Origin of the sequence: Muricoccus pecuniae (assembly GCF_014199205.1) — a bacterium.
GTDB classification, from domain to species: domain Bacteria; phylum Pseudomonadota; class Alphaproteobacteria; order Acetobacterales; family Acetobacteraceae; genus Roseomonas; species Roseomonas pecuniae.
The window spans coordinates 1-24967 of record NZ_JACIJD010000020.1; the positions used below are offsets into that span (position 1 = coordinate 1).

A 24967-nucleotide genomic window follows, 5' to 3' on the forward strand; every position below is an offset into this window, starting at 1 on the left:
CTGTCGCGCGGCACCACCCAGCAGACCCGGTCCACCATCCCCGCCCCGATCAGCCGGCTCGCCGCCAGCACGGGAAGCAGCGACTTGCCCCCGCCGGGCGTGACGGCGGCGAGGATGTCGCGCGCCTCCGTCTCGCCCGTGGCGATCGCCTCCACCACCCCCGCAAGGCGCTGCTGGTGCGAGCGGAGACGACGATGGGTCACAGTGAGTCCGGGTGTGAGGACATGACCTCAACACCTTGATTCGTCGCGATTCCCCTGTCCAGAGAAAATTGTGAGCGCTAACCCGCCTTTCTCAGCCCCCGGCATCCCCGCGCAGCAGCGCCGCCAGCGCGGGGGAGAGGCCGGCCGACTCCCGCCCGCGCACCGGCGCCATCGGCCCGCTCCGCGCGCGGGCGGGGCGCAGGGCGACCAGCGCCTCGGCCATCCGCACGCCGCAGGCCATGCCGTCCAGCAGCGGCACGGGGGAGCCCTCGCGGAGGGCAGGCTCCATCCCGGCCAGCGCCGCCCCGCCCAGGACCACGCTGTCCGCCCCGCCCGCCACGAGGGACGCCACGCCCTCGGCCACCGCGCGCCGCGCGCCCTCGGGGTCCGACAGGGCGCGCTGCGGGGTGAAATCCACGCCGACGAGGCCGGAGAGGCGGGAGGACAGGCCGTACTTCCCGACGAGCTGGCGGTAGCTCTCCGTGCCCCCGAAGGTGACGAGGCCGAAGCGGGGGCCGAGCATGAGCGCGGCGAGACAGGCGGCCTCCGTCATCCCCACCACCGGGCAGGGCATGAGCTGGCGGGCCGCGTCCAGCGCCGTGTCGAGCGAGACGGCCAGCACCACCGCGTCCACCCTTCCCGCATGCTCCGCGAGGAGGTCGAGGATGCCGTGGGCCGCGATGGCGTTCTCCAGCCCGGAGGAGATCACCGCCGGGCCGAAGCGCGGCGTGCCCGGCACGATCTCCACCCCCGGCGAGGCGGCGGCGCGGGCCGCCCCGGCGCAGAGCGCGGTGATGGCTTCGGTGGTGTTGGCGTTGGCGACGAGGATTCGCATGGCGGTCAGCGGAGCGCGGCGAAGCCCGGATTGTCCAGGCGCGACGGCACCTCCCGGCAGGCCGTGACCACCGCGCCGGGGATCCGCTCGGCCCAGACGAGGAAGGGGTTGAGGGCGAGGATATCGCCCACGCGCAGGCTCAGTGTCATCGGCTCGCCCATCGCCGCTTCCAGCGCGGCCGGCAGGAGGTCCGGCGGCAGCGCCTCGTCGTCCCAGCGCCCGCCGAAGATCCCGCCCTCATGGGAGAAGACGGCCAGCGGCGGCTCGCCCCTGGTCTCGTAGAGGGCGGAGAGCCCGGCCCGGTCGGCGCGCAGCAGGGCGTTGTGGACGGCGGCGGCCGAACGCAGCCGCGCCGTGGCGGGCTCGGTCATCCGCAGCAGCAGCGCGTCGCAGGCCTCGGCATGATGGCGGCCCGTGCCGGGGGCGGCGGTGCAGGGCTCGCCCAGCCGGCCCGCGAGGATCCGCAGCGGCGTGTCCGGGTCCCCGGCGGCGTGCAGGCCGCGCAGCAGGGCGAAGCCCCGCCCGTGGTCGAGGCGCGAGCGCAGCTCCTCCACCAGCAGGTCGAGCCGCGGGGTGGGGTCGCTCGGCACCGCGGCGGCGATGGCGCTGCGCGCGGCCTCCAGCTCGGCCGCGTGCTCGGCGCCGAGCGGGATCATGCACTCGTTCGGCGGCAGCTCGGCCGCCGACCAGACGAGGGGGCCGACCAGCGGCACCAGGCGGCGCGGCGTGACAGTCATGGGATCGTTCATCACCTCCCGCATAGCCCAGCCCGGACCGGGGCGCCAAAACCTGCGACACAGGCTTCACCGCGGGCGGGGGATCGCGCAGGCTGCCCTCCCCCAGCCGAGGACCGCGATTGATGGACGCACTCCCCGCCAACCCCGCCCTCGACCTGCCCTTCGACGCGGAGGCCATCCTCGCGCGCCTCCGCCCCTGGGTGGAGTGCGAGAGCCCCACCTTCGACGCGGCGGCGGTGAACGCGATGATGGACCTCGCCTCCCGCGACCTCGCCCTGATGGGCGCGCGGATCGAGCGCATCCCCGGCCGCATGGGCTTCGGCGACAGCGTCCGCGCCCGCTTCCCGCATCCGGAGGGGGAGGCGCCCGGCATCCTCGTCCTCGCCCATCTCGACACCGTGCACCCCGTGGGCACGCTGAACGCCCTGCCCTTCCGGCGGGAGGGCGGTCGCTGCTACGGGCCGGGGATCTGCGACATGAAGGGCGGCACGCTGCTGGCCCTGGAGGCGATCCGGGAGTTGGCCCGCGCCGGCATCCCGACCTCGCGCCCCGTCACCGTGCTGCTGACGCCGGACGAGGAGGTGGGCACCCCCTCCACCCGGGACCTGATCGAGGCCGAGGCCGCGCGCCACGCCGTGGTGCTGGTGCCCGAGCCCGGGCGGCCGGAGGGGGACAGCCCGATGGGCGGGGTGGTCACGGGGCGCTACGCCATCGCGCGCTTCAACCTCCGCACCACCGGGCGGCCGAGCCATGCGGGGGCGAAGCTCTCCGACGGCCGCTCGGCCATCCGGGAGATGTGCCGCCAGATCCTGGCGATCGAGGGCATGACGACCGAGGCCGCCACCTTCTCCGTCGGCGTCATCCATGGCGGGCAATGGGTGAACTGCGTCGCCACCCATTGCGACGCCGAGGCGCTGAGCATGGCCCGCCGCCAGCCCGACCTGGACGAGGCGGTGCGCCGGATGCTCGCCCTCCGCTCCTCCGCCCCGGACGTGGCGCTGGAGGTCCGGCGCGGCGTCACCCGCCCGGTCTGGGAGCCGGACGCGGCGGTGATGGATCTCCTCGGCCAGGCCCGCGCGCTCGGGGCGCGGATGGGCTTCGAGATCGGCCATGAGAGCGCGGGCGGCGGCTCGGACGGGAACTTCACAGGGGCCATGGGCGTCCCGACCCTGGACGGGCTGGGGGTGCTCGGCGCCGGCTATCATACGCTGGGGGAGTACATCCGCGAGGACTCCCTCGTGCCCCGCGCCCGGCTGCTGGCCGGGCTGCTCGCGCGGGTCTGAGCGGCGCGCCTCAGCCGAGGAAGGGAAAGTCCCCGGCGGCCTCCCAGGGGCCGCCGCGATAGTGCCAGAGGAGCAGCCCCTCTCCCCGCGCCTCCCAGGGGGTGAAGCCGGCCGCCATCCCCTCCAGTAGGGCGCGCGCCGCCTCGGGCGTGACCTTGTTCTGCACCGTCACATGCGGGCGCCACCCCGCCGCGTCCTGCCGGGTGAGCCAGGGCGACCAGTGCTGGGCGAGGAGCCGGCGCAGGCGCAGCAGCGGCGGCGCCTCGACTTCCAGCGCCACGCCTCGGCCCAGCGAGCGCGGGCCCGTGAAGGTGAGCGGCACCGGGGGCGTGCCCGCGCAGGCCGTGCGGAGGTTGTCCGCGATCTCCTCGATCGCTTCCCCGGGCAGGGCGTGAAAGAGGGTGAGATGCGCGGGGATGAGGTTGCGCTCCGGCGGGAAATGGGCGCGGCGCAGCGCGTCCAGCCGGGCGAAGGCCGCCTCGTCGAAGCGGAGGGTGAGGATCAGCGGCGCGGGGCCGCCCGCCCCTCCCCGCGCGGATTCATCATGGGACATGCCCTCCCGAACGGGGTTTGAGGGGATCGGTTCCTGTGGCACCCCGCACCGCCCGGCCAGCACCGCCCCGGCGAGGCCCGGAATCGAGCAGGGGACCCCGCGACCGGGCCATGGCGACGCTTCTTCAGGCCCAGCTGCTGCTTCTCCTGCTGGCAGGGATGCGGCGGCGCGGCAGCTTCCCCCGCCCGCGCGACACCCTTCCGCGGGTGCGGCGGCCGTCGTGCTGATGCGCCACTTCGGCTGAGGCCGATACCGCGCCGGCCGGAACTGCTCTATCCCCGGGGGATGAGCGCCCGCGCCGCCCGCCAGCACCTCCTCGCCGATCCCGTGCTCGGCCCCGTCGTCGCCCAGGTCGGGCCGATGCGCCTCAAGCCCGTGCGGGACCGCGAGCCCTACGAGGCGCTGGTCCGCGCCATCGCGCACCAGCAGGTCCATGGCCGCGCGGCGGAGGCGATGCTGAACCGCCTCATCGCCCAGGCGCCGCACCAGCCCTTCCCCTCCCCCGAGGCCGTGCTCTCCCTGCCCGAGGGCGCGCTGCGGGCCTGCGGCTTCTCCGGGGGCAAGCAGGCCGCCATCCTCGACATCGCGCACAAGGCCGCGGCCGGCTGGATCCCCACGCGCCGCGCCGCTGCCCGCATGACGGACGAGGCGCTGATCGAGCGGCTGGTCGCGCTGCGCGGCGTGGGCCGCTGGACGGTGGAGATGCTGCTGATCTTCACCCTCGGGCGGCCCGACATCCTGCCCGTCGACGATTTCGGCGTGCGCGAGGGCTACCGCCTCGCGGCCGGGCTGGACGCGCAGCCCAGGCCGAAGGAGCTGGCCGCGATCGGGGAGCGCTGGGCCCCCTGGCGCTCCGCCGCCGCCTGGTATCTCTGGCGCGCGGCGGATCTGAGCAAGGAGGGCCGCTTCAAGGCGCCGGCGGCGATCTGAGGCCGCGCCCCCTGCGGGCGCCCGGGCGAACCGGTGGCCTCGCGGGCTCCGCCCCGGCATCACGGCAGTGGCGAGAGGGTGTCAGACTCCGGAGCGCATACACGTCCAAGAGGGGCCGCGCGCGAGCTTCCAAGTCGAGCCCGGGCCGATCCCGCCGCCGGGAGCGTCCGCCCGATCGGGCACTCCCCGGGAGTGGATAAGGCGGTCATCGGCCACCAGCCTCCGCGCGAGCTGATGCGCGCCCGCAGCCTCGACGCGCTTCGCCGGGCGGCGTGAGGCGGCGTCAGCCCGGGAAGAAGCCTTCCATCACGGCCGCGAAGCCCTCGGGCTGGTCGGCATGGACCCAGTGCCCCGCCCCCTTCACCGTGAGGAAGCGCGCGGCGGGGAAGGCCGACCGGATCACCGGCCGGTCCTCGGCCCGGATATAGTTCGACCGCTCGCCCGAGACGAAGAGGGAGGTCCCCTCGAAGCGCGCCCCCTCCGGCATCTCCCAGCCCATGATCGCGGGCAGCGAGGCGGCGATCCCCTCCAGCCCGATCCGCCAGCCCGAGCCATCCGGCCGGCGGTTCGTCAGGATGAAGGCGCGCACCCCCGGATCGGGCTCGGCCGTGGCGAGGCGCGCATCCGCCTCCGCCCGCGCCGTGCCGGGGGGAATGGCGCGCATGGCCGCCACCAGCCCGTCCCAGCGCGCGGGATAGGCGGTGGGGGCGATGTCCGAGACGAGGAGGCGCCCGACCCGCTCGGGATGGGTGAGGGCCAGCATCATGGCCACCTTCCCGCCCATGGAGTGCCCCATCACATCCGCCCGCCCGACGCCGCGGGCATCGAGGCTCTCGGCCACATCGGCGGCCATGGAGCGGTAGTCGATGGCGGGCGCGTGCGGGCTGGCCCCATGGTTCGCCAGGTCGAGCGCGAGGACGTATCGCCCGCCCGCCGCCAGCCGCCGCTGCAGCGCGCCGAAGTTCCGGGCCTGGCCGAACAGCCCGTGCAGCAGCAGCAGGGGCGGCCCCTCGCCCTGCTCGATCGCCCCGAGTTCCATCGCCCCTCCCCTATCCCCTGACGGCGAGCGCCACGCTGGCCGCGATCAGCGCGCCGCCCAGCCACACATCCCAACCCAGCGGCTCGCCGAGCCAGATCGCCCCGCCGGCCACGCCGAGGACGGGCACGAGCAGGAAGCCCATCGAGGCCACGGTGGAGGGCAGGCGGCGCCCGGCCTCGATCACGCTCCAGGTGCCCACCGGCGCGGCCAGCAGCCCGATGAAGAGCGCGTGCGGCAGCGCCCCCGTGCCGATCCCGCCCGTGGGCTCCCGGATGAGGGCCAGGGGCAGGAGCATGAGGCTGGCCACCCCGAAGCAGAAGGGCAGCAGCTCCAGCATCGGCCGCGCGGGCGGCAGGCGGCGGGTGATGACGATGGCGACGCTCCAGGCCAGCGCCGCCCCGATCAGCATGGCGTTGCCCGCCAGCACCCCGGGCCGGGAGGCGTCGATCGACCAGGGACCAACGAGCACCGCCGCCCCCGCCAGCCCCAGCGCCGCCGCCCCCCAGCGCCAGCCCGACACCCTCTCCCCGAGGAAGAGGACGGAGAGGGGGACGAGCCAGGGCGTGGTCACGTTGGAGAGCACCGCGATCCGCCCCGCCGGCAGCAGGGCGAGGGCGAGATGGGTCAGCGCGAAGAAGCCGCCGAGCTGGAGGGTTCCCACCGCCAGCACCGCCGGCAGGTCCCGCCGCCCGGGCAGCCGCAGCCGCCCGAGCGCGAGCAGCACCGCCGCCGTGACGAGGGCGGCCAGCCCCGCCCGGCTGAGGGCGAACCAGGCCGGCGTCGCGTCGCGCAGCGCGTCCTTGCTCACGGGCCAGGCGCCGCCGAAGAGAAGGACGGCGATCGCGAGCAGCCGCAGGTCGCGCGGGTTCAACGGCCCGGCTTCAGGCGAGCGTCAGCACGATCTTGCCGATATGGGTGCTGCTCTCCATCAGCCGGTGCGCCTCGGCGGCCTCGGCGAGAGGGAAGGTCGCGTGGATGCGCGGGCCGCAGCGCCCGGCGGAGAGGACGGGCCAGACCTTCTCCTCCAGCGCGCGGGCGATGGCGCCCTTCTCCTCCGTCGTGCGCGGCCGCATCGTGCTGCCCGTGACGGTGAGGCGCTTCACCATGATCGGGCGGATGTCGGCCCCCTCCACCTCGTGCCCGCCCATGAGGGCGATGATGACCAGCCGCCCGTCCATGCCGAGCACGCGCAGGTTCCGCCCGAAATAGAGGGCGCCGAGCATGTCGAGCACGACATCGCCGCCCTTGCCCCCCGTGACGCGCCTCATCTCCTCGACGAAGTCCTGGGTGTTGTAGTCGAAGGCCTCCTCCGCCCCGAACTCGACGCAGGCCCGCACCTTCTCCGGGCTGCCGGCCGTGGCGAAGGGGCGCGCGCCGAACTCGCGGGCGAGCTGGAGGGCGGTCGAGCCGATGCCGGAGGTGCCGCCATGGATGAGCACTGTCTCGCCGCTCGCCAGCCGCCCGTGGCCGAAGAGATTGGCCCAGACGGTGAAGTAGGTCTCGGGCACCGCCGCGGCGCGGGTGGCGTCGAAGCCCTCGGGCCATGGGAGGCATTGGGGCTCGGGCGCGACGGCGTATTCGGCATAGCCGCCGCCATTCGTCAGGGCGCAGACGCGGTCGCCCACCCGGAACCGGCTCGCGCCCTCGCCGAGCGCCACGACCTCGCCGGCCACCTCGAGCCCGATCACGGGGCTCGCGCCCTTGGGCGGGGGGTAGTGGCCCTTGCGCTGCTGCACGTCCGGCCGGTTCACCCCGGCGGCCATCACCCGGATCAGCACCTCTCCCGCGGCCGGGCGGGGCACGGGGCCGGTGGCCGGCACCAGCACCTCCGGCCCGCCGCCCTCGCCATGGGCGATGAAGGTCATGGTCTCGGGGATCGGGGGCATGGCGGCTCCTTCTGGACGGGGCGCGGAAGGTCGGCGCGGGGGCGCGGCCCGTCAAGCGCGCGGGGGCGGCCTGGAGGCCAGGCACCGCCGGCAGGAGAGGGCCGGCACCGATCCGTGACCTCCCCGCGATGCCCCGGCCTTGCGCCCGGGCGCCTCAGCGGCGACCATCGGGGCTTCCCTGGCAATGCGAGAGAGGAGAAGGGCCATGCGCCCGGCCGCGCCGCGCCGCAGCCTGTTCGCCGCCCTCGCCCTCGCGGCGGGGCCCTCCTCGCGCGCCGCCCGGGCGCAGGGGGGCGGGGGCAACGGGCCGTCCGCCGAATGGCGCTTCGGCGCGATCTACCCCCTCTCCGGCGCCCCGGCCCTGCCCGGCGACGAATCCTTCCGCGGGCTGGAGATGGCGGTGGAGGAGCGCAACGCCGCCGGCGGCCTGCTCGGCCGCCCCATCCGCCTCCTCCGCGCGGACGCGGCCGATCAGGCGACAGCGGTGGCCGAGGCGCGGCGGCTGATGGGGCCGGAGCGCGCCTCCCTCCTCTTCGGCAGCTATGCCTCCTCCCTCTCCGCCGCGGTCACCCAGGTGAGCGAGGCACAGGGCGTGCCTTTCTTCGAGCTGGGCGCCTCGGCGGACAGCATCACCGAGCGCGGCTTCCGCAACCTCTACCGCACCTGCCCGCGCGCGAGCGATTTCGCCCGGGTGGCGGCGGAGGCGATGGGCGAGCTGCTGCCGCGCCTTCTCGGCATTCCCCGCACGGAGATGCATGTCGGGCTGCTGCACGAGGACGGGCCCTTCGGCCAATCCCTCGCGGAACTGCAGGCCGCGCGTCTGGGCGGGGCCGGGATCGGCGTGGCCGAGCGCGTCGAGTATCCCGCCCGCGCGACCGACCTGCTGCCCGCCGTGCAGCGCCTCCGCGAGGCCTCGGTGGAGGTGCTGCTGCACGCGGCCGGGCAGAACGACGTCGCCCCTCTCTTCCGCGCGCTGCGCGAGGTCGGCTGGCGCCCGCGCATGATCATCGGCAGCGGCGCCGGCTACAACCTGACGGACACGGCCCGCAGCCTCGGCCCCGCGATCGAGGGGGTGATGAACCTCGACTTCACGGCCTATGCCATCGCCGAGCGCGTCGCGCCGGGGAACGCCGCCTTCGCCGAGGCCTACAAGCGACGCTACGGCGCCGAGCCCCGCTCGGGCCACTCCCTCGCCAACCATTTCGGCGCCCGCATCGCCCTCGATGCCGTGGCCCGCGCGGGCGGCACGGAGAAGGAGCGGCTGCGCGCCGCCGTCCTCGCCACCGACCTGGCCGAGGGCACGACCCCCACGGGCTGGGGCGCCGCCTTCGACGAGCGCGGCCAGAACACCCGTGCCCGCCCCTGGCTGATGCAGTGGCAGGACGGCAAGCTGGTCACCATCCACCCCGAGGCCGCCGCCGTGGCGCCGCCGCGCGCGCGGCTCGGGACCGAGTAGGGAGCCGAGTGCCATGAGGAACGACGAGCGCGTCTGGCGCGCCGTGGACGAGCGCCGCGACAGCTACGCCGCCTTCTCCGACCGCGTCTGGGAGATGCCGGAGATCGCCTATACCGAGAAGCGCTCCGTGGCCGAGCACGTCGCCATGCTGGAGAAGGAGGGCGCGCGCATCACGCGGGACCTCGCCGGCATCCCGACGGCGGTGATGGGCGAGTGGGGCGAGGGCGGGCCGGTGATCGCCATCCTCGGCGAGTACGACGCCCTTCCCGGCCTCTCGCAGGAGGCGGGTATCGCCGAGCCGAAGCCCGTCGAGGGCCAGGGCGGCAACGGCCATGGCTGCGGCCACAACCTGCTCGGCGCCGCCTCGCTGCTGGCGGCCGCCGCGGTGAAGGACTGGCTGGCCGAGAACGGCATCCCGGGCCGCGTGCGCTACTACGGCTGCCCCGCCGAGGAGGGCGGCGCCGCCAAGGGCTTCATGGCGCGGGACGGCGTGTTCGACGACGTGGACATCGCCATCTCCTGGCACCCCGCCTCCTTCTCCGGCGTGAACGAGGCGGTGTCGCTCGCCAACACGCGCATCGACTTCACCTTCCACGGCCGCTCCTCCCACGCCGCCGCCGCGCCCGAACTCGGCCGTTCGGCGCTCGATGCCGTGGAGCTGATGAATGTCGGCGTGAACTACATGCGCGAGCACATGCCGGACCACGCGCGCATCCACTACGCCATGCTGGATGGCGGCGGCATCGCGCCCAACGTCGTGCAGTCCCGCGCGAAGGTGCGCTACCTCATCCGTGCCGCGGACCTGCCGGAGCTGAATACCCTCGTCGGGCGCGTGAAGAAGATCGCCGAGGGCGCCGCGCTGATGACGGAGACGCGGGTGGAGACGGGCGTGGTCAGCGCCGTCTCGAACCTTTTGGGCAACGCGCCGCTGGAGCGCGCGATGCACGACAACTTCCAGCGCCTGGGCCCGCCGCAGTGGGACGAGGCGGACCGTGAGTACGCCGCGCAGATCCAGGCGACGCTGAGCGAGGCCGACATCAAGGCCGCGCACCGCCGCCACGGGCTGAAGGTGGAGCCGGGCAAGACGCTCTGCGACATCATCGTGCCGCTGGAGAACCGCGGCGAGGGCGGCGTCGGCTCCACCGATGTGGGCGACGTCTCCTGGGCCGTGCCCACGGTGCAGGCGCGCGGCGCCACCTGCGCCATCGGCACGCCCTTCCATTCCTGGCAGCTCACCGCCCAGGGCAAGTCGCCGGCCGCGCACAAGGGCATGCTGCACGTGGCGAAGGTGATGGCCGGGACGGCGGTGGACGCGATCCGCGACCCCGCGCTGATCGAGCGCGCGAAGGCCGAGTTCAGGGAGCGGACGGGCGGCAAGCCCTATGAATCCCCGCTGCCGAAGGACCTCTCCCCGCCGATCAAGGCCATGGGCCAGGGGGTCTGACACAGCTTCCGCGCCCCTCCCGGCCGGGAGGGGCGCGGAGGCCCGCCCGTGCGCGCTATGGGCAGGCCTGGCCCATCCGCCGGTGGTGCAGGCCCGAGGAGAAGTAGCCGCTGAGGTAATCCAGCACGGCGCGAACCTGCGCGGCGTTCCGCCGCCGCTCATGCGCCAGGAGCCAGATCTCGTAGGGCGGCTTGATCCCGATATCGAAGCAGCGGAGGAGCTCCGGGTCGCCCGCCGCGACGAAATCAGACATCAGCCCCACGCCCAGCCCCGCCCGGATCGCGGCGAACATCGCGCTCACGCTGCTTGGCCGCAGGCCGACCGCGGCGTCGGGGATGTTCGCCGCGGCCCAGGCGGCCACCGGCCCCGAATGTTGCACCACATCCGTTCCGATGAAGACATGCCCCGCGATCTCCTGGACGCAGCGGGGAACGCCCCGCGCGGCGGCATAGGCGCGGCTGCAATAGACGGCCCATTGCTCCGTCGCGATGCGGCGGCCGACAAGGTTCGGCTCGTCCGGGCGCGGCCCGGCCCGCAGGGCGACATCGGCCTCGCCTGCATCCAGATCGAGGCGCCGGTCGCTCGTGATCACGTCCAGCCGGATGCCGGGATAGGCCGCGTGGAAGTCGCGCATGGCGTGGAGAAGGAAGCTCGTGGCGAAGGCCTCGGTCGTGGTGAGCCGCACTGTCCCGGACAGCCCGCGCTTGCGCGCCGCGGCCTTGCTCCCGAAAAGCTGGACCGCCGCCTCGACCGCCCGCGCCGCCTCCATCAGCTCCCCGGCCGCCTCGGTCGGAAGATAGCCCGCCGGGGATTTCTCGAAGAGCTCCAGCCCGAGCGCCGCCTCCAGCGCCGCGATCCTGCGCGCCGCGGTACTCTGGCTGACGCCGAGCGCACGGCTGGCGGCGAGGGTGGTTCCCTTCTCCGCGACGGCGAGGAAGTACCGCAGGTCGTTCCAGTCGAGCATCCCGCGGATTCTGCATTCCCGCCGAACCGCCGGGCAAGATTGGTGTTTGAGCGGCGCCGCCGGGCTGCGTAGTGAGGAGGCCGCTTTCACCTCCTGGGGCTGCGGCCATGAAACTCCACTTCGATCCCGTCTCCACCTCCTCGCGCAGCGTGACCTTCTTCCTCTTCGACCAGGGCATCTCCTTCGAGGAACGGATCGTGAGCCTGAACGCCGGCGAGCAGCGCGCGCCGGACTTCCTGCGGCTGAACCCGAACGGGCTGGTTCCGGTGCTGGAGGACGGCGACTTCCACGTCACCCAGAGCGCCACGATCCTGCGCTACCTGGCCGACCGCCATGCACCGGCGACCCTCCCCTCCGAGGCCCGGGCGAGGGGGCGGGTGAACGAGGCGCTGGACTGGTTCTCCACCGGCTTCTACGTCTCCTACTGCGTGTTCCTCGCCTATCGCCGCATGCTGCCCCCGCTCCAGGCCATGCCGGCGGAGGGGCACCTGGCGATGGAGGGCCTGGGGCAGGCCATGGCGGCGAAATACCTCGCGGTGCTCGACCGGCACATGCTGGGGGAGAGCCCTTATGTCTGCGGGACGGAAGTCTCGGTCGCCGATTATCTCGGCTTCGCCCATGTCACCCTGGGCGAATACCTGGACTTCGATCTCTCCCCCTATCCGCGCGTGGCGGACTGGGTGCGGCGGATGAAGGCGCGGCGCGGCTACGACCCGGCCTACGCGACCTTCCGCGGCTTCGTGCAGGCCGCACGCGTGGCCCGCGCCGCGCAGGCAGCACCCGCCGAGCCTGCCCCTGCCGACGCCTGACACCATCGTCCCCAGGAAAGGAGCAACCCCGATGCGTCGGATCGACCTCGGCTTCCTCATCCTCGCCACCGCCACCCTGCTGGTTGGCGTGGGAATGGGAGTCTGGATGGGGCTGACCCACAACTTCCACTTCGCGCCGGTCCACGCGCATCTGAACCTGCTGGGCTGGACCTCACTCGCGATCTTCGGCCTCTGCTACCGGGCCTATCCTGCGCTGGCAGGCTCGCGCCTCGCGCTGCCGCACTTCGCGCTCGCGGCGGGCGGCGCGATCCTCTTTCCCGCGGGGATTGCGCTGTCGATCTCCGACATCACCATGGAGGTCGCGAAGCTCGGCGCCCTTCTCTGGGCGCTCGCGGTGCTGCTCTTCCTCGTCGCCCTGGTCAGGCTGGTCCTGGCGGGGCGGGCCAAGGCGGATGCCGGCACGGCACGCGCCCTGGCAGCCTGACGCGCCGGGCGGCAGCAGGGCCGCCCGGCAACCCTTCTCAGTCGGCCTTGATGCCGGCTGCCTTGATGACCGGCTCCCACTTGGCGATCTCGTCGTCCAGCCACTTCTTCGCACTGGCCGGCGTCGTGTCCGAGCGCGTCTCCATGGTGAGGTCGGAGAGGCGCTGCTTCACGCTCTCCATCGCCATCACCTTGTTCAGCGCGCCGTTCACCGCCGCGACCACGGGCTCCGGCGTGCCGGAGGGGGCCAGCACCATGTGCCAGGTATAGGCCTCGTAGCCCGGGACGCCCGCCTCGCTGAAGGTGGGGATGTTGGGCACCTGCGGGATGCGGCTCGCGCCGGAGATGGCCAGCCCCTTCACCTCGCCGCGCGTGACAAAGGGAAGCGCGGAGTTCGCCACGTCCAGCATCATCGCGACCGTGCCGTTCAGCAGGTCCGGCATCGCCGCGGCCGAGCCGCGATAGGGGATGTGGTTCACGCGCAGCCCGCCGGCCTGGCGGAGGAACAGCTCGCTCGCGAGGTGCAGCGCCGCGCCGTTGCCGGTGGAGGCGTAGTCGTACTTGCCGGGATTCGCCTTGAAGAGCGCGATCAGCTCCGGCAGCGAGTTTGCCGGAACCTCCTTGTTCACCATCATCAGCATCGGGATGACGCCGGTCAGGGCGACGGGCGTGAGGTCGGCCAGCGGATCGAAGGGCAGGCGCGGGAAGATGGAGCGCAGCGCCGCGTGGGCGATGGTGGTGTAGAGCAGCGTCTGCCCGTCCTTCGGCGCCTTCGCCACCACGTCCGAGCCGACGACGACGCCCGCCCCCGTGCGGTTCTCCACGATCACCCGCTGGGGCAGCATTTTGGAGAGCTCGTCGGCGATGAGGCGCGCGGGCACGTCCGTCGGGCCGCCGGCGGCGAAGGGAACGACGAGGCGCACGGGCGCGCTCGGCCAGCTCCCCTGCGCGCGGAGAGCGGGGGCGGCGAGCGGCGCGGCGGCGAGGCCCGCGGCCCCGGCGATGAGGTGGCGGCGCTGGATCATAGGGGAAGCATCCCAGGAAAGTGGAGGTTTCGTCATCCCAGAAGGGGGGAGACAGGGTCAGTGTCAACGCCCGGCCCGCTCACGAGGCGCTCATAAAGGTTTATGTCCGTTGCACCCTCGGTCGAGAAGACCAGCGCGCGGCTCTCCGGCCCGAGGCCGAGCGCCTCCCGCGCGGCCCCGTCCCGCGCCGCCAATGCCAGCCCGGCCAGGCCGGCCGCCCCGCTCTCCCCGGCCTCGATGGGCGGCGCGCGGCGGGCGAGGAGGCGCATGGCGGCGATGGCGGCCGAATCGGGGATGGCCATGAAGGCGAAGGCGGCCCGCTCCAGCTCTCCCCAGGCGAGAAGGCTCGGCTCGCCGCAGGCCAGCCCGGCCATCATCGTGTCCAGCTCTCCCGGAACCGTGGCGGGCTCGCCGGCCTCGGCGCTGGCGAGGAGGCAGGCGGCGCGCTCGGGCTCCACCACGACCAGCCGCGGCCCCGTGCCGTGCCGCGCCCGCAGCGCGACCGAGACCGCCGCCGCCACGCCGCCCACTCCGCCCTGGACGAAGACGTGGCTCGGCGGGGCGGGCAGCGCGTCCAGCGCCTCCTCCGCCATCAGGCGGTAGCCCTGCATCACCTCGCGCGGCGTCTCGGTGTAGCCGGGCCAGGAGGTGTCGGAGACGAGGAGCCAGCCCGCCTCCCGCGCCGCCGCCTCGGAGGCGCGGACGCTGTCGTCGTAGTTGCCGGGGACCTCCCGCACCTCGGCGCCCAGGGCGGTCATCGCCTCCCGCCGCCCCGCGCTCACGCCAGGATGGACGAAGATGACGCAGCGCGCCCCGAAGCGCCGCGCGCCCCAGGCGACGCTGCGGCCGTGGTTGCCGTCCGTCGCGCAGGTGACGGTGATGCCCGCCGTCTCCGTCGCGAAGCGCCCGGATTCGAGCTCGGCGGGAGAGGCCGCGTTGGCCACGCCCCGCCGCGCCAGCTCCCGCGCGATGACGACCGAGACGGCGTAGGCCCCTCCCAGCGCCTTGAAGGAGCCGAGGCCGAAGCGGGGCGATTCGTCCTTCAGATGCACCGAGGCCAGGCCGAGCGCCGCCGCGACATCCGGCAGGCCGCGCAGCGGCGTGGGCGCGTAGCCCGGCCAGGCGGTGATCGCGGCCCGCGCGCGCCGCCACCCGCCCTCGGGCAGCACGACCACCCCGGGCACGCCGTGGCGCGGGTTGGTCAGGAGGCGGAAGGGGTGGCCGGTCATGGCGGGCAGGAGGTCACGGCGCGAGGCGCTGGGCAAGACGCCCTACCAGCAGAGGAAGATCTCGATCAGCAGGAGCAGGTAGCCCAGCGCCATCACCACGAGGCCGAGGAAGATGAGCACGATGCCGATGCCGTAGCGCAGCGTCTCCACGCCGTAATCGACGAGCAACCGCCCGAAGGCGAGGGTCTCCCGCCCACCGCCGCAGGAGCGGGGCGGCGGCTCGGGCCTGGCCTGGACGATTGGACGGGCAAGGGGCGCCGCGCAGGCCGCCGGCGCCCCACCCTCCCCCGCCCCCAGCAGGAGCAGGGGTAGCAACAGGAGCCGCGCGGCGCCGGGCCGCACCGCGGGGGCTACAGCCCCGCCCGCTCCAGCCGGAGGATCGCGCGGGCCAGGGCCTGGGCGCGGGGGACCATGCTGGAGACCTCCAGATACTCCTCCGGGCTGTGCGCCTTGCCGCCCACGGGGCCCACGGCGCAGAGGGTGGGCGCGCCCATGGCGGCGGTGAAGCCGCTGTCGGCGCAGCCGCCGGAGAAGTCGCCGGTGACGCTCAGCCCGCTCTCCGACGCCGCGTCGCGGTACATCTCAAAGACGCGGGCGGCGGCGGGGGTCTGGGTCAGGGGCAGGAACTCGCCCCGGATCGTCATCGCCGCCCGCGTGCCCGGCACGAAGGAGCGGGAGACGATCTCGTGGATGCGGCCCATGACCTCGTCCCGGTCCGCGGGTTCGACATAGCGCAGGTCGATCTGCATCGCCGCGTGCGGCGCCACCGTGTTCACGCTCTGCCCGCCGCTGACGAGGCCGACATTCAGCGTGATGCCGCGCGCGAGGTCGGTGAGGGCGTGGACGGCCGTCACCTTCGCCGCCAGCTCGCCGATGGCGCTGATCCCCTGCTCGAAATTGCCGCCGGAATGGGCGGCGCGGCCCTCGATCTCCACGGCCATGAACACGCCGCCCTTGCGCCCGGTGACGACGCCGCCATTGGCCCGGCCGGGCTCGGAGTTGAACACAACCCGGGCGCGGCGGGCCTCGGCCTCGATCACCGGGCGGCCCTCGGGGGAGCCGATCTCCTCGTCGCCCGTGAACAGCCCGACGATCGGGCCCGGCGCCCCGCCCACGGCGTGGAAGGCGGCCATGACGAACATGTTCATCACCAGCCCGGCCTTCATGTCGGCCACGCCCGGCCCCGTGGCGATGCCGTTCTCCACGCGGAAGGGGCGGCGCTCCGGCTCGCCCTTGGGGAAGACGGTGTCGCGATGCCCCATCAGGAGGACGTTGCGGCGGGCGTTGCCTTCAGCACCGGCGTCGCCCTCCGCGTCCAGCGTGGCGCGGAGGCAGTCGCCGAAGCGGGCGCCGGGGATCGTCTCCACGGGGATGCCGCGGGATTCGAAGAAGGCGCGGACCTGCCCACCCACCGCGTCCACCCCGGCCTTGTCGTAGGAGCCGCCATCGGTGTTCACCATGGCCTCCAGCAGGGCGAGCATCTCCCCCTGCCGACCGGCCAGCCAGTCCAGCACGCGGCTCTCGGTGGTGGCGCTCATCCCGCTCTCCTCGCTGTCCGGACCTCCATCAGCCCGGCGGCAGCGCGATGCAAGCCGCCGGGCGGATCGTCACGCGATCGGATCGGCCTCGGGCACCGCCAGGGCGCGCTCCAGCGCCCGCGCGCCGCGGAGGCAGAGGTCGTCCCGGCCCTGGGCCGCCACGATCTGCACGGCGCGCGACATCCCCTCCGCGTCCAGCCCGGCGGTGAGGGCGATGGCGGGCTGGCGTGTCAGGTTCTGGGTGAAGGTCCAGGGCGCCCAGTCCCGCCACAGCGCCTCGGTCGGGCGGATGGTCGGCCCATCCGCGGCGAAGGCGGCGGTGGGGGTGGCGGCCGTCAGGATCAGGTCGTAGCGGAGGTGGAAGAGGCCCATGCGGTGCGCGGCGTCCACGCGCATCGCGTCGGCGGCGAGGAAGTCGATGGCGGAAAGCCCGCCCTCGCGCCGGGCGACCTCGGCCAGCCCGTCATCCAGCTCGCCCCGCTTCTCCTCGGGGGTGGCGGCGACGAGCTTGGCCAGTGCCACGCCCCAGACGCGGCCGAAGATCTGGCGGGTGTCCGGCAGCTCCGGGTCCGCCTCCTCCACCAGCGCGCCCTCGGCCCTGAGCGTGTCGGCGGCGCGCTGCAAGGCGGCCTCGCCATCCGCGTCCAGCGGCGGCTCGTAGCCCCAGCGGCGGACGAGGGCGATCCGCATCCCCCGCACCCCGTCCTCGATCCCCGCGCGCCACTCCCGGGGATCGTCGGGCAGGCAGAGGGGGTCGCGGACATCGGCGCGGCCGATGGCGTTCAGCATCAGCGCTGCGTCGCGCACCGTGCGCGTCATCGGCCCCGCGCAGGCCACCGCCGAGAAGGCGCCGTGCGGCCATTGCGGCACGCGGCCATAGCTCGGCTTGAAGCCGACGATGCCGCAATAGGCGGCGGGGATGCGGATGGAGCCGCCGGCATCCGTGCCGATGTGCAGCGCGCCGAAGGCCGCCGCCGCCGCCGCCCCCGCGCCGGAGGAGGAGCCGCCGGTGGTGCGCTTGAAGTCCCAGGGATTGCGGGTGATGCCGTGCAGCGGGCAGTCCCCCGGCGTCTTCCAGCCGAACTCTGTCGTCGTGGTCTTGCCGATGATGACGGCGCCCGCCGCCTTCAGCCCCATCACGGCCGGCGCGTCCTCGGATTGCGGGCGGGGATCGGTGGTGCGGCTGCCCCGGCGCGTGGGGAAGCCGGCCATGTGCAGCAGGTCCTTCACCGTGCAGGGCACGCCGTCCAGCACGCCCATGGGGCGGCCGGCCATCCAGCGCGCCTCGCTCTCCCCGGCCTGGCGCAGCGCCTGGGGGTTCATCGCGGCGAAGGCGTTGACCGAGGGGTTGTGCCGGGCCACCCGCTCCGTCACGGCGCGCAACACCTCCACCGGGCTCAGCGCGCGGCGGGCATAGAGGGCGATCAGGGTTTCCGCGTTCATCAGCGCGGGGTCGGTGGCGGTCATGCGGGTCCTGCGAGCGAGAGGCGGGGCAGGTATGGACCCGCCTCCCCCGCCGAGGAAGCCCAGCGCTTGAGAAGCCCAGGGCTTGAGAACCCCAGGGCTAGAGCAGCCCCTCCCGCCGGAAGGAGAGGTGCCGGCCGTTGCCGATGATGAGGTGGTCGTGGACGACGACGGAGAAGATCGCCCCGGCCTTCTTGATCTCGGCCGTCATCTCGATGTCCGCCCGGCTCGGCGTCGGGTCGCCGCTGGGATGGTTGTGGACGAGGATCAGCGCCGTCGCGTGCAGCTCCAGCGCGCGCTTGATCACCTCCCGCGGATAGACGGGGGTGTGGTTCACCGTGCCCTTCGCCTGGGCCTCGTCGGCAATCAGCCGGTTCTTGCTGTCGAGGAAGAGGATGCGGAACTGCTCGATCTTCTCGCGCGAGATGGCGGCGTTGAGATAGGCGAGCAGCCGGTCCCAGTTGTTGAGCACGGGCTGCTCCATCGCCTCCGCCTTGGCCAGGCGCAGCGCGGCGGCCTGGACGAGCTTGAGGGCGGAGACGCTGTGCTCGCCCAGGCCCCGCGTGGCCAGCAGGTCGGCCTGCGGCGCGGTCAGCACGGCGGCGAAGCTGCCGTAGCGGTTGATGAGGGTCTTCGCGAGCGGCTTCGTGTCGCCCTTCTTGAAGGCGAAGAAGAGCAGCATTTCCAACAGCTCGTAATCCGCCAGCGCGTCCGGCCCGCGTTCCAGCAGCTTCTCGCGCATGCGGCCGCGATGGCCCTGCGGCCCGGTGCTGGCGAAGGGAAGGTCATCCGCCTCCGGCTCCGCCGCGCGGGCTCGCCGGCCGCCCGTGCTCGCCCCCGCCTCGCCGGAGCGGAGAAGGTTCCGGGGGCGCGGGAGCTCGTCCAGCCCCATCGCCTCGGCAAAGCCCGGCCGCGAGGCCGGCGCCGCGGCCACGGGATAGCCCATGCCTGGCGGCGCGGCGCTCCGGGCCGATCCCTTCCGGCCGAAGATCCTCTCCAGCCACATCCCCGGTCTCCGTTCTGGCAGGCAACGCCACCATTTTGGCGACGTGGAGCGCTATCATCTCTCCACCCAGGGTTGCGCTCAAGCCGGAACATCACGGGACCGAGAGGAAGCCCTCCTCCGTTCAGGCGGCCGTGATTCCCGCGCCCCTCGCCACGGCGGTCCATTCGGCAGCGAATCTCGCGATCATTCGCGCGTACTCCGCCCCGACCAGCGGCACGGCCGGCGCGTAGGAGGCGAGATCCGCCAGCTTCGCCCGGATCTCGGGCTGCGCGACGGCGGCGAGGGTTGCCTCCCGCACCGCCTCGGCCACCGGCGCGGGCAGGCCCTTCGGGCCGGAGATGCCGATCCAGGTGGTGGCGGTCAGGGCGGGAAGGCCGAGCTCGGCGAAGGTCGGCACCTCCGGCGCCGCGGGCACGCGGGCGGGCGAGGAGACGGCGAGGGCGAGCAGCGTCCCGTCCCGGATCATGGCCACATTGGTGGTCAGGGGGTCGAAGACGCTCTCGATATGCCCGGCGAAGAGATCCTGCATGGCCGGCGCGCTGCCGCGATAGGGCACGTGGTCGAGCTTCGGCACGCCTGCCTCCCGCGTGAGCACCTCGCCCATCAGATGGGTGATGGAGCCGATGCCGGAGGAGCCGTAGCGCGCCCCGGGCCCCCGCGCCTTGTCGAGGAAGGCCGCGAGCGTCGGCGTGTTCGAGCCCTTGTTCACCATCAGCACGTTCGCCGTGTCGCAGAGCATGGCGATGTGGGTGAAGTCGGCGACGGGATCATAGGGCAGCGCGGGGTAGATGCCGGGCGCGATGCCGTGGGGCGAGGCATGGCTGATGACCAGCGTGTGCCCGTCCGGCGCCGCCTTCGCCGCCGCGTCGGCTCCGATGGTGCCGCCCGCACCCGGGCGGTTCTCCACAACGATCGTGCCGCCGAGATGCCCGGCGATGGCGGGGGCGACCAGCCGTGCGACGACATCCGCCAGCCCGCCCGGCGGGAAGGTGGCGATCAGCCTCACGGGCTGTCGCGGCTTCCAGGCGGGCTGGGCGATGGCCGGCAGCGCCAGGCCGGCGGCACCGGCGGCGAGGAGGGAACGGCGGCGGATCATGGAGCGGTCCTCTTTCCCTGGGGCGGTGCGCCCCTTCGCTGGGGCGATGCGCCCCGCGGGAACCGCTCAGCAACCCGCGTGCCGCCCGGGCCCTACGCCTCCCGCGCGGCCAGCGCCGCCGACCATGGCGACATCACGTCCGTGATCCCCGTCGCCGTGCCGTCCCCGTTGCGCGCGATGAAGTTGGGGCAGGCGAAGTTCACGGGCAGCACGGCATGCTCCACCACCTCCAGCTCGCCGTCCTCGGCGAGCCCATCCAGCACATCGGCGCCCAGCCGGCGATCCGCCGTCACGCCCTCCGGCCCGGAGACGTCGATGCGCGGGGTATGGGCCGCCGCCTCCGGCTCCATGCCGAAATCGAGCCCAAAGGCGAGCATCTGCATCACGCTCGCCAGGATGCGCCGCCCACCCGAGGCGCCGCCGGCGAGGAGCGGCTCCGTCTCCTCCCCCGCCCGCGTCACCACCACGGGGCTCATGTTGCAGAGCGGGCGCGCGCCGGGGCGGATGGCGTTGGCGCTGCCGGGCTGTGGGTCGAACCACATCATCCCGTTGTTCATCAGCACCCCCGTGCGCGGCAGCACCACGCGGCTGCCCATGGAGGAGAGAAGCGTGGTGGTGACGGAGACGGTCATCCCCGCCGCGTCGCGGACGGTGAGATGCGTGGTGCAGGTCTCCGCCGTCTCCTTCGCCGCGCCCAGCCCGGCGAGGCGCTCGGCATAGGCGCCGCGCATCGCGCGGGCGAGGCCGCGATACCACCCGGCGTCAGGTGTGGCGCCGACAGGAAGGCGCTCCATCTCCGCGATCACGGCCGCCATGGTGGGCGCCGCGGTCAGCCCGCCCGCGGTGTGGACGACATGCGTGTCGCGCCAACGGATCGGCATGCTCTCCCGCAGGGTGGCGCGGCAGCCCGCGAGGTCGGCCGCGCTGACCACCCCGCCCATCGCCGCGATGTCGGCGACGAGATCGGCCGCCACCCCGCCCTCGTAGAAGTCGCGCAGCCCGTGGTCGCGCAGTCGGGTGAGCGTCTCGGCCAGGGCGCCCTGTTGCAGGAAGCCGGGCATGCCCTGATAGGGCGGGTTGGGCGGCAGGCCGCCCGGCAGGTAGATGCGCGCGCTCTCCTCATAGAGGCGCAGCACCGCCGCCGAGGCCGAGACCTTCAGCGTGGTGAACCAGTCCTGCGCCAGCCCGCGCCGGGCGAGGGCGATGGCGGGGCCGAGCAGCGCGTCCAGCCCCATCCCCGTGCCGAAGCGCTCCCGCAGCAGGTCGTAGCCCGCGACGGCCGAGGGGATCACGAAGGAGAGCGGGCCGTGGATGTTCACGTCCCCCACCACCTCCGGCCAGGCGAAGAGGTCCCGCTTCCACTTCCCCGTGAGCGGGTAGGCCGAGGGGTCCACCCCGGCCGGAGCCACGGGGCCGAAATCCACCACCTCCGGCGCCGAGCCCGGCTTGTGGACGAGGGCGAAGCCGATGCCGCCGAGGCCGCTGTTCCACGGCTCGGCCGTGGCCAGGGCGAAGCAGGCGGCGACGGCGGCGTCCGCCGCATTGCCCCCGGCCTCCAGCACCGCCACCCCCGCTTCCGCCGCCGCCCGGGACTGGGAGGCGACCACGCCCGCGCGGCCGGTGGCGGCGGGCTTGGCCAGCACCCAGTGCTGGCTCGTATGCGGCGGGGGGAGGTAGGCGGCGAGGCCGGGCATCGGGCACCTGTTCGAGAGGGGCCGGGAGGGTCGCGCCGTCCCCTCGGCAGGGCAAGAGTGCCCCCGGTTTGCGGGCGGCGCGGTTGCCGGTTAACTGGCGGCACCAAAGACCGCAGAGAGGAAACGCGCATGGCCGAAGCCGCCCAGGGCATGGAGGTCTCCCCCATCCTCCGCCGCTTCATCGAGGAGGAGGCCATTCCCGGCACGGGGGTGGAGGCGCCCGCCTTCTGGTCCGCGATGGAGGGGAGCCTGCGCGGACTCGGCCCAGGGAACGCGGCCCTGCTGGCCGAGCGCGACGCGCTGCAGGCCCGGATCGACGCCTGGCACCGCGAGCACCCCGCCCGCCCCGTGGACCGCGCGGCCTATGAGGCCTTCCTGCGGGAGATCGGCTATCTCCTCGACCCGCCTGCGCCCTTCTCGGTCGAGACGACGAATGTGGACGACGAGATCGCGCGCCTCGCCGGCCCGCAGCTCGTCGTGCCCGTGAACAACGCGCGCTACGCGCTGAACGCCGCCAATGCGCGCTGGGGCAGCCTGTACGACGCGCTCTACGGCACCGACGCCATCCCGCAGGAAGGGCCGAAGGCCAGGGGCTACGACCCCGCGCGCGGCGCGGCGGTGATCGCCCGCGCCCGCGCCGTGCTGGACGCCGCCGCCCCGCTCGAATCCGGCAGCCATGCGGACGCCACCGCCTATCGCGTGGAGGGCGGCGCGCTCAGCGTGATGACGGGCAGCGGGCGCAGCACCGGGCTGAAGGATGCCGGCCAGTTCCGCGGCTACACCGGCAGCGAGTCCGAGCCGACCTCCATCCTGCTGGCCAGGAACGGCATCCACCTGGAGATTGTCATCGACCGCTCCCACCGGATCGGCGCGACGGACAAGGCGGGGGTGGCGGACCTCATCCTCGAATCCGCCCTCTCCACCATCATGGACGCCGAGGACTCGGTTGCCGCCGTGGATGCGGAGGACAAGGTCGGCGTCTACCGCAACTGGCTCGGCCTCATGCGCGGCGACCTCACGGCCAGCTTCGAGAAGGGCGGCGAGACGCTCGAGCGGCGCCTCAACCCCGACCGGCGCTTCAAGGCGCCGGACGGGGGCGAGCTCACCCTTCCCGGCCGCTCGCTCATGCTGGTGCGCAATGTCGGCCACCACATGACGACGGACGCCGTGATGCTCGACGGCGCCGAGGTGCCGGAGACGGTGCTCGACGCCTATGTCACCTCCCTCATCGCGCTGCACGACATCCGCGGGCGCCGGCTGAACAGCCGCGCCGGCAGCGTCTACATCGTGAAGCCCAAGATGCACGGCCCGGCCGAGGTCGAATGGGCCGTGGCGCTGTTCGGGGAGGTGGAGGCCGCGCTCGGCCTGCCGCGCGACACGCTGAAGATGGGCATCATGGACGAGGAGCGGCGCACCTCCGTCAACCTCGCCCGCTGCATCGAGGCGGCGAAGTCCCGCGTGTTCTTCATCAACACCGGCTTCCTCGACCGCACGGGGGACGAGATCCACACCTCGATGGAGGCGGGGCCGGTCGTCCGCAAGAACGACATGCGCAAGTCCGCCTGGATCTCGGCCTATGAGGACAACAACGTCGATGTCGGCCTCGCCTGCGGGCTGGTCGGCCACGCGCAGATCGGCAAGGGCATGTGGGCCGCGCCCGACGCCATGGCCGCGATGCTGGAGCAGAAGGTGGCCCATCCGAGGTCGGGCGCCAGCACGGCCTGGGTCCCCTCCCCCACCGGCGCCACGCTGCACGCGCTGCATTATCACGGCGTGGACGTGGCCGCGCGGCAGAAGGAGATCGCGGGCGGCGGGCCGCGCGCGAAGCTCTCGGACCTGCTGACCATCCCTCTCGCCGAGAACACCAACTTCGCGGAGGAGGACATCCAGGCGGAGCTGGACAACAACGCCCAGGGCATCCTCGGCTACGTCGTCCGCTGGATCGACCAGGGCGTCGGCTGCTCCAAGGTGCCGGACATCCACGACGTCGGGCTGATGGAGGACCGCGCGACGCTCCGCATCTCCGCCCAGCACATCGCCAACTGGCTGCGCCACGGCATCGTGGACCGCGCCCGGGTGGAGGAGACCATGCGCCGCATGGCCGCGGTGGTGGACAAGCAGAACGCGGGCGACCCGGCCTACACGCCCATGGCGCCGGACTTCGGCGGCGTGGCCTTCAAGGCGGCCTGCGACCTCGTCTTCGAGGGCGCGGCGCAGCCCAACGGCTACACAGAGTTCGTCCTCACCCGCCGCCGCCGCGAGGCGAAGGCGGGCTGAGCCGCCGCGCCGCGCCGGGGCCCTCCCGGCGCGGCGCAGGTCAGCCGGCGGGCAGCAGCCTCGTCACGTCGGCGCCGCGCCCGGTCCGTATCCGCCCCTCCACCCGGGCGCGCTCCAGGTCCACCACCGCCACCTCGTCCGAGGCGAGGGAGACATAGGCGATCGGGCGCGTGGGGTGCAGCGAGGCCGCGCTCGGCCTCGCGCCCAGCGGCACATGCGCGATCTCGCTCATGTCGCCGCGCAGGATGGACAGGCTCTCCCGCTGGAGATCGGCCAGCAGCAGCCGCCCGTCCCTGACGGGATAGACGCGCAGCGGATCGCCGCCGACCGCGCGCGTGTCCCGCACGCGCATCGTCCCCGTGTCCACCGCCACCAGCGTGCCGCTGCGGCGGTTGCCCACATAGAGGGTCCGCTCCTCCGGCGAGAGGCAGCAGCCCTCGGGCATCCGCCCCGTCGTCACCACCACCGGCGCGGCGGCGGCATCGCGCGGGCGCACGAGGCTGGCGGTGTTCGAGAGCAGCCCCGTGACATAGGCGCGCTCCCCGTCACGGCTGAGGGCGAGCATATGCGTCTTGATCCCGCCCGTGGGCACGGCATAGCCCGCCGCGCCGTCCTCGGCGGGGTGGTCGAGGCTGAGCAGGACGGCCTTCTCCTCGCTCAGCACACAGAGCCGGTCCGCGGCGTCGATCGCCATGCCGTGCAGCCGGTTGAAGGGCGAGAGGTCGATGCCGCGCAGGATGCGGCGCGCGGCGAGGTCCACCACGATCACGGAATGTCCGCCCTCCCCCGGCGACGCGGAGGACTCCACCCCGTAATGGCCGATGAAGGCGTGGCGCCCGGCCGCGTCCACGACGAACTCGTGCGGGAACTCGGGCAGGTCGAGCTCCGCCATCCGCCGTCCGTCGGAGGGATCGAGAAAAGCGAGGCGGTGGTCGGTCTTCTCCATCACCAACAGCGTCTCGGGGCGCGGCTGGGCGCCCGCGGGTCCTGGCGCGGGAAGGGCGGCGGCGAGGCCGGCCGCCAGCAAGGTTCTCCGATGCATGCACAGCCCTCCC

The 24967-nt window shown here is 73.7% G+C and carries 24 protein-coding genes; 7 read left to right on the forward strand and 17 right to left on the reverse strand.

Going from position 1 to position 24967, the window contains the following annotated elements; genetic code table 11:
- From FHS87_RS17985 to FHS87_RS17995, 3 genes are all read right to left on the reverse strand, one after another.
- On the reverse strand, nt 1-203 hold a 203-nt coding region (locus FHS87_RS17985; RefSeq protein WP_456306621.1), incomplete at its 3' end, for a hypothetical protein.
- 91 nt (nt 204-294) lie between these two features.
- The gene (locus tag FHS87_RS17990) at nt 295-1038 is read right to left on the reverse strand and encodes an aspartate/glutamate racemase family protein (RefSeq protein ID WP_184520780.1); all 744 of its coding nucleotides are present in this window, start codon (nt 1036-1038) and stop codon (nt 295-297) included.
- 5 nt (nt 1039-1043) lie between these two features.
- Nucleotides 1044-1775: a hypothetical protein gene (locus tag FHS87_RS17995; RefSeq protein ID WP_184520781.1), complete on the reverse strand. Its 732-nt coding sequence runs from the start codon at nt 1773-1775 to the stop codon at nt 1044-1046.
- A 122-nt stretch (nt 1776-1897) separates the two neighbouring features.
- Between FHS87_RS17995 and FHS87_RS18000 the strand changes: the two genes are divergently transcribed.
- Nucleotides 1898-3058, forward strand: coding sequence for a M20/M25/M40 family metallo-hydrolase (locus FHS87_RS18000; protein ID WP_184520782.1), 1161 nt, complete (start codon nt 1898-1900; stop codon nt 3056-3058).
- Between the two features lie 10 nt (nt 3059-3068).
- On the opposite strand, the gene FHS87_RS18005 is transcribed toward FHS87_RS18000, so the two are convergent.
- Nucleotides 3069-3611, reverse strand: coding sequence for a 2'-5' RNA ligase family protein (locus FHS87_RS18005; protein ID WP_184520783.1), 543 nt, complete (start codon nt 3609-3611; stop codon nt 3069-3071).
- A gap of 285 nt (nt 3612-3896) precedes the next feature.
- Between FHS87_RS18005 and FHS87_RS18010 the strand changes: the two genes are divergently transcribed.
- Entirely contained in the window at nt 3897-4541 is a 645-nt protein-coding gene (locus tag FHS87_RS18010) for a DNA-3-methyladenine glycosylase family protein (RefSeq protein WP_184520784.1), read from the forward strand.
- Nucleotides 4542-4824: 283 nt separating this feature from the next.
- Here FHS87_RS18010 and FHS87_RS18015 read toward each other — a convergent pair whose 3' ends face one another.
- Genes FHS87_RS18015 through FHS87_RS18025 form a run of 3 tightly spaced genes read right to left on the reverse strand, consistent with a single transcriptional unit; the run spans nt 4825 to nt 7466 of the window.
- Complete coding sequence (locus FHS87_RS18015; RefSeq protein WP_184520785.1) at nt 4825-5580, reverse strand: alpha/beta fold hydrolase; 756 nt, start codon at nt 5578-5580, stop codon at nt 4825-4827.
- 10 nt (nt 5581-5590) lie between these two features.
- Nucleotides 5591-6451 (reverse strand): DMT family transporter, encoded by an 861-nt coding sequence (locus FHS87_RS18020; protein ID WP_184520786.1) that lies wholly within the window; start codon nt 6449-6451, stop codon nt 5591-5593.
- Nucleotides 6452-6461: 10 nt separating this feature from the next.
- Nucleotides 6462-7466 (reverse strand): NAD(P)H-quinone oxidoreductase, encoded by a 1005-nt coding sequence (locus FHS87_RS18025; RefSeq protein ID WP_184520787.1) that lies wholly within the window; start codon nt 7464-7466, stop codon nt 6462-6464.
- 205 nt (nt 7467-7671) lie between these two features.
- Here FHS87_RS18025 and FHS87_RS18030 point away from each other — a divergent pair, with 205 nt between their 5' ends.
- Together FHS87_RS18030 and FHS87_RS18035 are read left to right on the forward strand one after the other, a co-directional pair.
- Nucleotides 7672-8922, forward strand: coding sequence for an ABC transporter substrate-binding protein (locus tag FHS87_RS18030; protein WP_184520788.1), 1251 nt, complete (start codon nt 7672-7674; stop codon nt 8920-8922).
- A gap of 13 nt (nt 8923-8935) precedes the next feature.
- Nucleotides 8936-10366 (forward strand): M20 family metallopeptidase, encoded by a 1431-nt coding sequence (locus FHS87_RS18035; protein WP_184520789.1) that lies wholly within the window; start codon nt 8936-8938, stop codon nt 10364-10366.
- 55 nt (nt 10367-10421) lie between these two features.
- Here the strand turns inward: FHS87_RS18035 and FHS87_RS18040 are convergent, their stop codons facing one another.
- On the reverse strand, nt 10422-11330 hold the full coding sequence (locus FHS87_RS18040) for a LysR family transcriptional regulator (protein ID WP_184520790.1): 909 nt from the start codon (nt 11328-11330) through the stop codon (nt 10422-10424).
- Nucleotides 11331-11437: 107 nt separating this feature from the next.
- Here FHS87_RS18040 and FHS87_RS18045 point away from each other — a divergent pair, with 107 nt between their 5' ends.
- The gene (locus tag FHS87_RS18045) at nt 11438-12139 is read left to right on the forward strand and encodes a glutathione S-transferase family protein (RefSeq protein ID WP_184520791.1); all 702 of its coding nucleotides are present in this window, start codon (nt 11438-11440) and stop codon (nt 12137-12139) included.
- Nucleotides 12140-12170: 31 nt separating this feature from the next.
- Nucleotides 12171-12584, forward strand: a complete 414-nt coding sequence (locus FHS87_RS18050) for a hypothetical protein (protein ID WP_184520792.1) — start codon at nt 12171-12173, stop codon at nt 12582-12584.
- A gap of 37 nt (nt 12585-12621) precedes the next feature.
- On the opposite strand, the gene FHS87_RS18055 is transcribed toward FHS87_RS18050, so the two are convergent.
- From FHS87_RS18055 to FHS87_RS18090, 8 genes are all read right to left on the reverse strand, one after another.
- Nucleotides 12622-13608: a Bug family tripartite tricarboxylate transporter substrate binding protein gene (locus FHS87_RS18055; protein ID WP_184520793.1), complete on the reverse strand. Its 987-nt coding sequence runs from the start codon at nt 13606-13608 to the stop codon at nt 12622-12624.
- A 32-nt stretch (nt 13609-13640) separates the two neighbouring features.
- On the reverse strand, nt 13641-14873 hold the full coding sequence (locus tag FHS87_RS18060) for a diaminopropionate ammonia-lyase (protein ID WP_246418512.1): 1233 nt from the start codon (nt 14871-14873) through the stop codon (nt 13641-13643).
- Between the two features lie 6 nt (nt 14874-14879).
- On the reverse strand, nt 14880-15179 hold the full coding sequence (locus FHS87_RS18065; protein WP_184520794.1) for a hypothetical protein: 300 nt from the start codon (nt 15177-15179) through the stop codon (nt 14880-14882).
- Nucleotides 15180-15187: 8 nt separating this feature from the next.
- Nucleotides 15188-16375, reverse strand: a complete 1188-nt coding sequence (locus tag FHS87_RS18070; protein WP_184520795.1) for a M20 family metallopeptidase — start codon at nt 16373-16375, stop codon at nt 15188-15190.
- A gap of 69 nt (nt 16376-16444) precedes the next feature.
- Nucleotides 16445-17842, reverse strand: a complete 1398-nt coding sequence (locus tag FHS87_RS18075; RefSeq protein ID WP_184520796.1) for an amidase family protein — start codon at nt 17840-17842, stop codon at nt 16445-16447.
- A 97-nt stretch (nt 17843-17939) separates the two neighbouring features.
- On the reverse strand, nt 17940-18845 hold the full coding sequence (gene radC / locus FHS87_RS18080; protein ID WP_246418513.1) for a RadC family protein: 906 nt from the start codon (nt 18843-18845) through the stop codon (nt 17940-17942).
- A 121-nt stretch (nt 18846-18966) separates the two neighbouring features.
- Nucleotides 18967-19941: a Bug family tripartite tricarboxylate transporter substrate binding protein gene (locus FHS87_RS18085; protein ID WP_184520797.1), complete on the reverse strand. Its 975-nt coding sequence runs from the start codon at nt 19939-19941 to the stop codon at nt 18967-18969.
- Nucleotides 19942-20033: 92 nt separating this feature from the next.
- Nucleotides 20034-21635, reverse strand: a complete 1602-nt coding sequence (locus FHS87_RS18090; RefSeq protein WP_184520798.1) for a gamma-glutamyltransferase — start codon at nt 21633-21635, stop codon at nt 20034-20036.
- Between the two features lie 129 nt (nt 21636-21764).
- Here FHS87_RS18090 and FHS87_RS18095 point away from each other — a divergent pair, with 129 nt between their 5' ends.
- The gene (locus FHS87_RS18095) at nt 21765-23912 is read left to right on the forward strand and encodes a malate synthase G (RefSeq protein WP_184520799.1); all 2148 of its coding nucleotides are present in this window, start codon (nt 21765-21767) and stop codon (nt 23910-23912) included.
- 40 nt (nt 23913-23952) lie between these two features.
- Here the strand turns inward: FHS87_RS18095 and FHS87_RS18100 are convergent, their stop codons facing one another.
- A complete protein-coding gene (locus FHS87_RS18100) occupies nt 23953-24954 on the reverse strand; it encodes a YncE family protein (RefSeq protein WP_184520800.1) in 1002 nt (333 codons plus the stop codon).
- Nucleotides 24955-24967 lie beyond the last annotated feature (13 nt).

What these genes read in the sequence shown, in the direction of transcription:
- FHS87_RS17990 (WP_184520780.1), bottom strand. Translation starts at nt 1,038, where the DNA reads ATGCGAATCCTCGTCGCCAACGCCAACACCACCGAAGCCATCACCGCG.
- FHS87_RS17995 (WP_184520781.1), bottom strand. Translation starts at nt 1,775, where the DNA reads ATGACTGTCACGCCGCGCCGCCTGGTGCCGCTGGTCGGCCCCCTCGTC.
- FHS87_RS18000 (WP_184520782.1), top strand. Translation starts at nt 1,898, where the DNA reads ATGGACGCACTCCCCGCCAACCCCGCCCTCGACCTGCCCTTCGACGCG.
- FHS87_RS18005 (WP_184520783.1), bottom strand. Translation starts at nt 3,611, where the DNA reads ATGTCCCATGATGAATCCGCGCGGGGAGGGGCGGGCGGCCCCGCGCCG.
- FHS87_RS18010 (WP_184520784.1), top strand. Translation starts at nt 3,897, where the DNA reads ATGAGCGCCCGCGCCGCCCGCCAGCACCTCCTCGCCGATCCCGTGCTC.
- FHS87_RS18015 (WP_184520785.1), bottom strand. Translation starts at nt 5,580, where the DNA reads ATGGAACTCGGGGCGATCGAGCAGGGCGAGGGGCCGCCCCTGCTGCTG.
- FHS87_RS18025 (WP_184520787.1), bottom strand. Translation starts at nt 7,466, where the DNA reads ATGCCCCCGATCCCCGAGACCATGACCTTCATCGCCCATGGCGAGGGC.
- FHS87_RS18030 (WP_184520788.1), top strand. Translation starts at nt 7,672, where the DNA reads ATGCGCCCGGCCGCGCCGCGCCGCAGCCTGTTCGCCGCCCTCGCCCTC.
- FHS87_RS18035 (WP_184520789.1), top strand. Translation starts at nt 8,936, where the DNA reads ATGAGGAACGACGAGCGCGTCTGGCGCGCCGTGGACGAGCGCCGCGAC.
- FHS87_RS18040 (WP_184520790.1), bottom strand. Translation starts at nt 11,330, where the DNA reads ATGCTCGACTGGAACGACCTGCGGTACTTCCTCGCCGTCGCGGAGAAG.
- FHS87_RS18045 (WP_184520791.1), top strand. Translation starts at nt 11,438, where the DNA reads ATGAAACTCCACTTCGATCCCGTCTCCACCTCCTCGCGCAGCGTGACC.
- FHS87_RS18050 (WP_184520792.1), top strand. Translation starts at nt 12,171, where the DNA reads ATGCGTCGGATCGACCTCGGCTTCCTCATCCTCGCCACCGCCACCCTG.
- FHS87_RS18055 (WP_184520793.1), bottom strand. Translation starts at nt 13,608, where the DNA reads ATGATCCAGCGCCGCCACCTCATCGCCGGGGCCGCGGGCCTCGCCGCC.
- FHS87_RS18070 (WP_184520795.1), bottom strand. Translation starts at nt 16,375, where the DNA reads ATGAGCGCCACCACCGAGAGCCGCGTGCTGGACTGGCTGGCCGGTCGG.
- FHS87_RS18075 (WP_184520796.1), bottom strand. Translation starts at nt 17,842, where the DNA reads ATGACCGCCACCGACCCCGCGCTGATGAACGCGGAAACCCTGATCGCC.
- radC (WP_246418513.1), bottom strand. Translation starts at nt 18,845, where the DNA reads ATGTGGCTGGAGAGGATCTTCGGCCGGAAGGGATCGGCCCGGAGCGCC.
- FHS87_RS18085 (WP_184520797.1), bottom strand. Translation starts at nt 19,941, where the DNA reads ATGATCCGCCGCCGTTCCCTCCTCGCCGCCGGTGCCGCCGGCCTGGCG.
- FHS87_RS18090 (WP_184520798.1), bottom strand. Translation starts at nt 21,635, where the DNA reads ATGCCCGGCCTCGCCGCCTACCTCCCCCCGCCGCATACGAGCCAGCAC.
- FHS87_RS18095 (WP_184520799.1), top strand. Translation starts at nt 21,765, where the DNA reads ATGGCCGAAGCCGCCCAGGGCATGGAGGTCTCCCCCATCCTCCGCCGC.
- FHS87_RS18100 (WP_184520800.1), bottom strand. Translation starts at nt 24,954, where the DNA reads ATGCATCGGAGAACCTTGCTGGCGGCCGGCCTCGCCGCCGCCCTTCCC.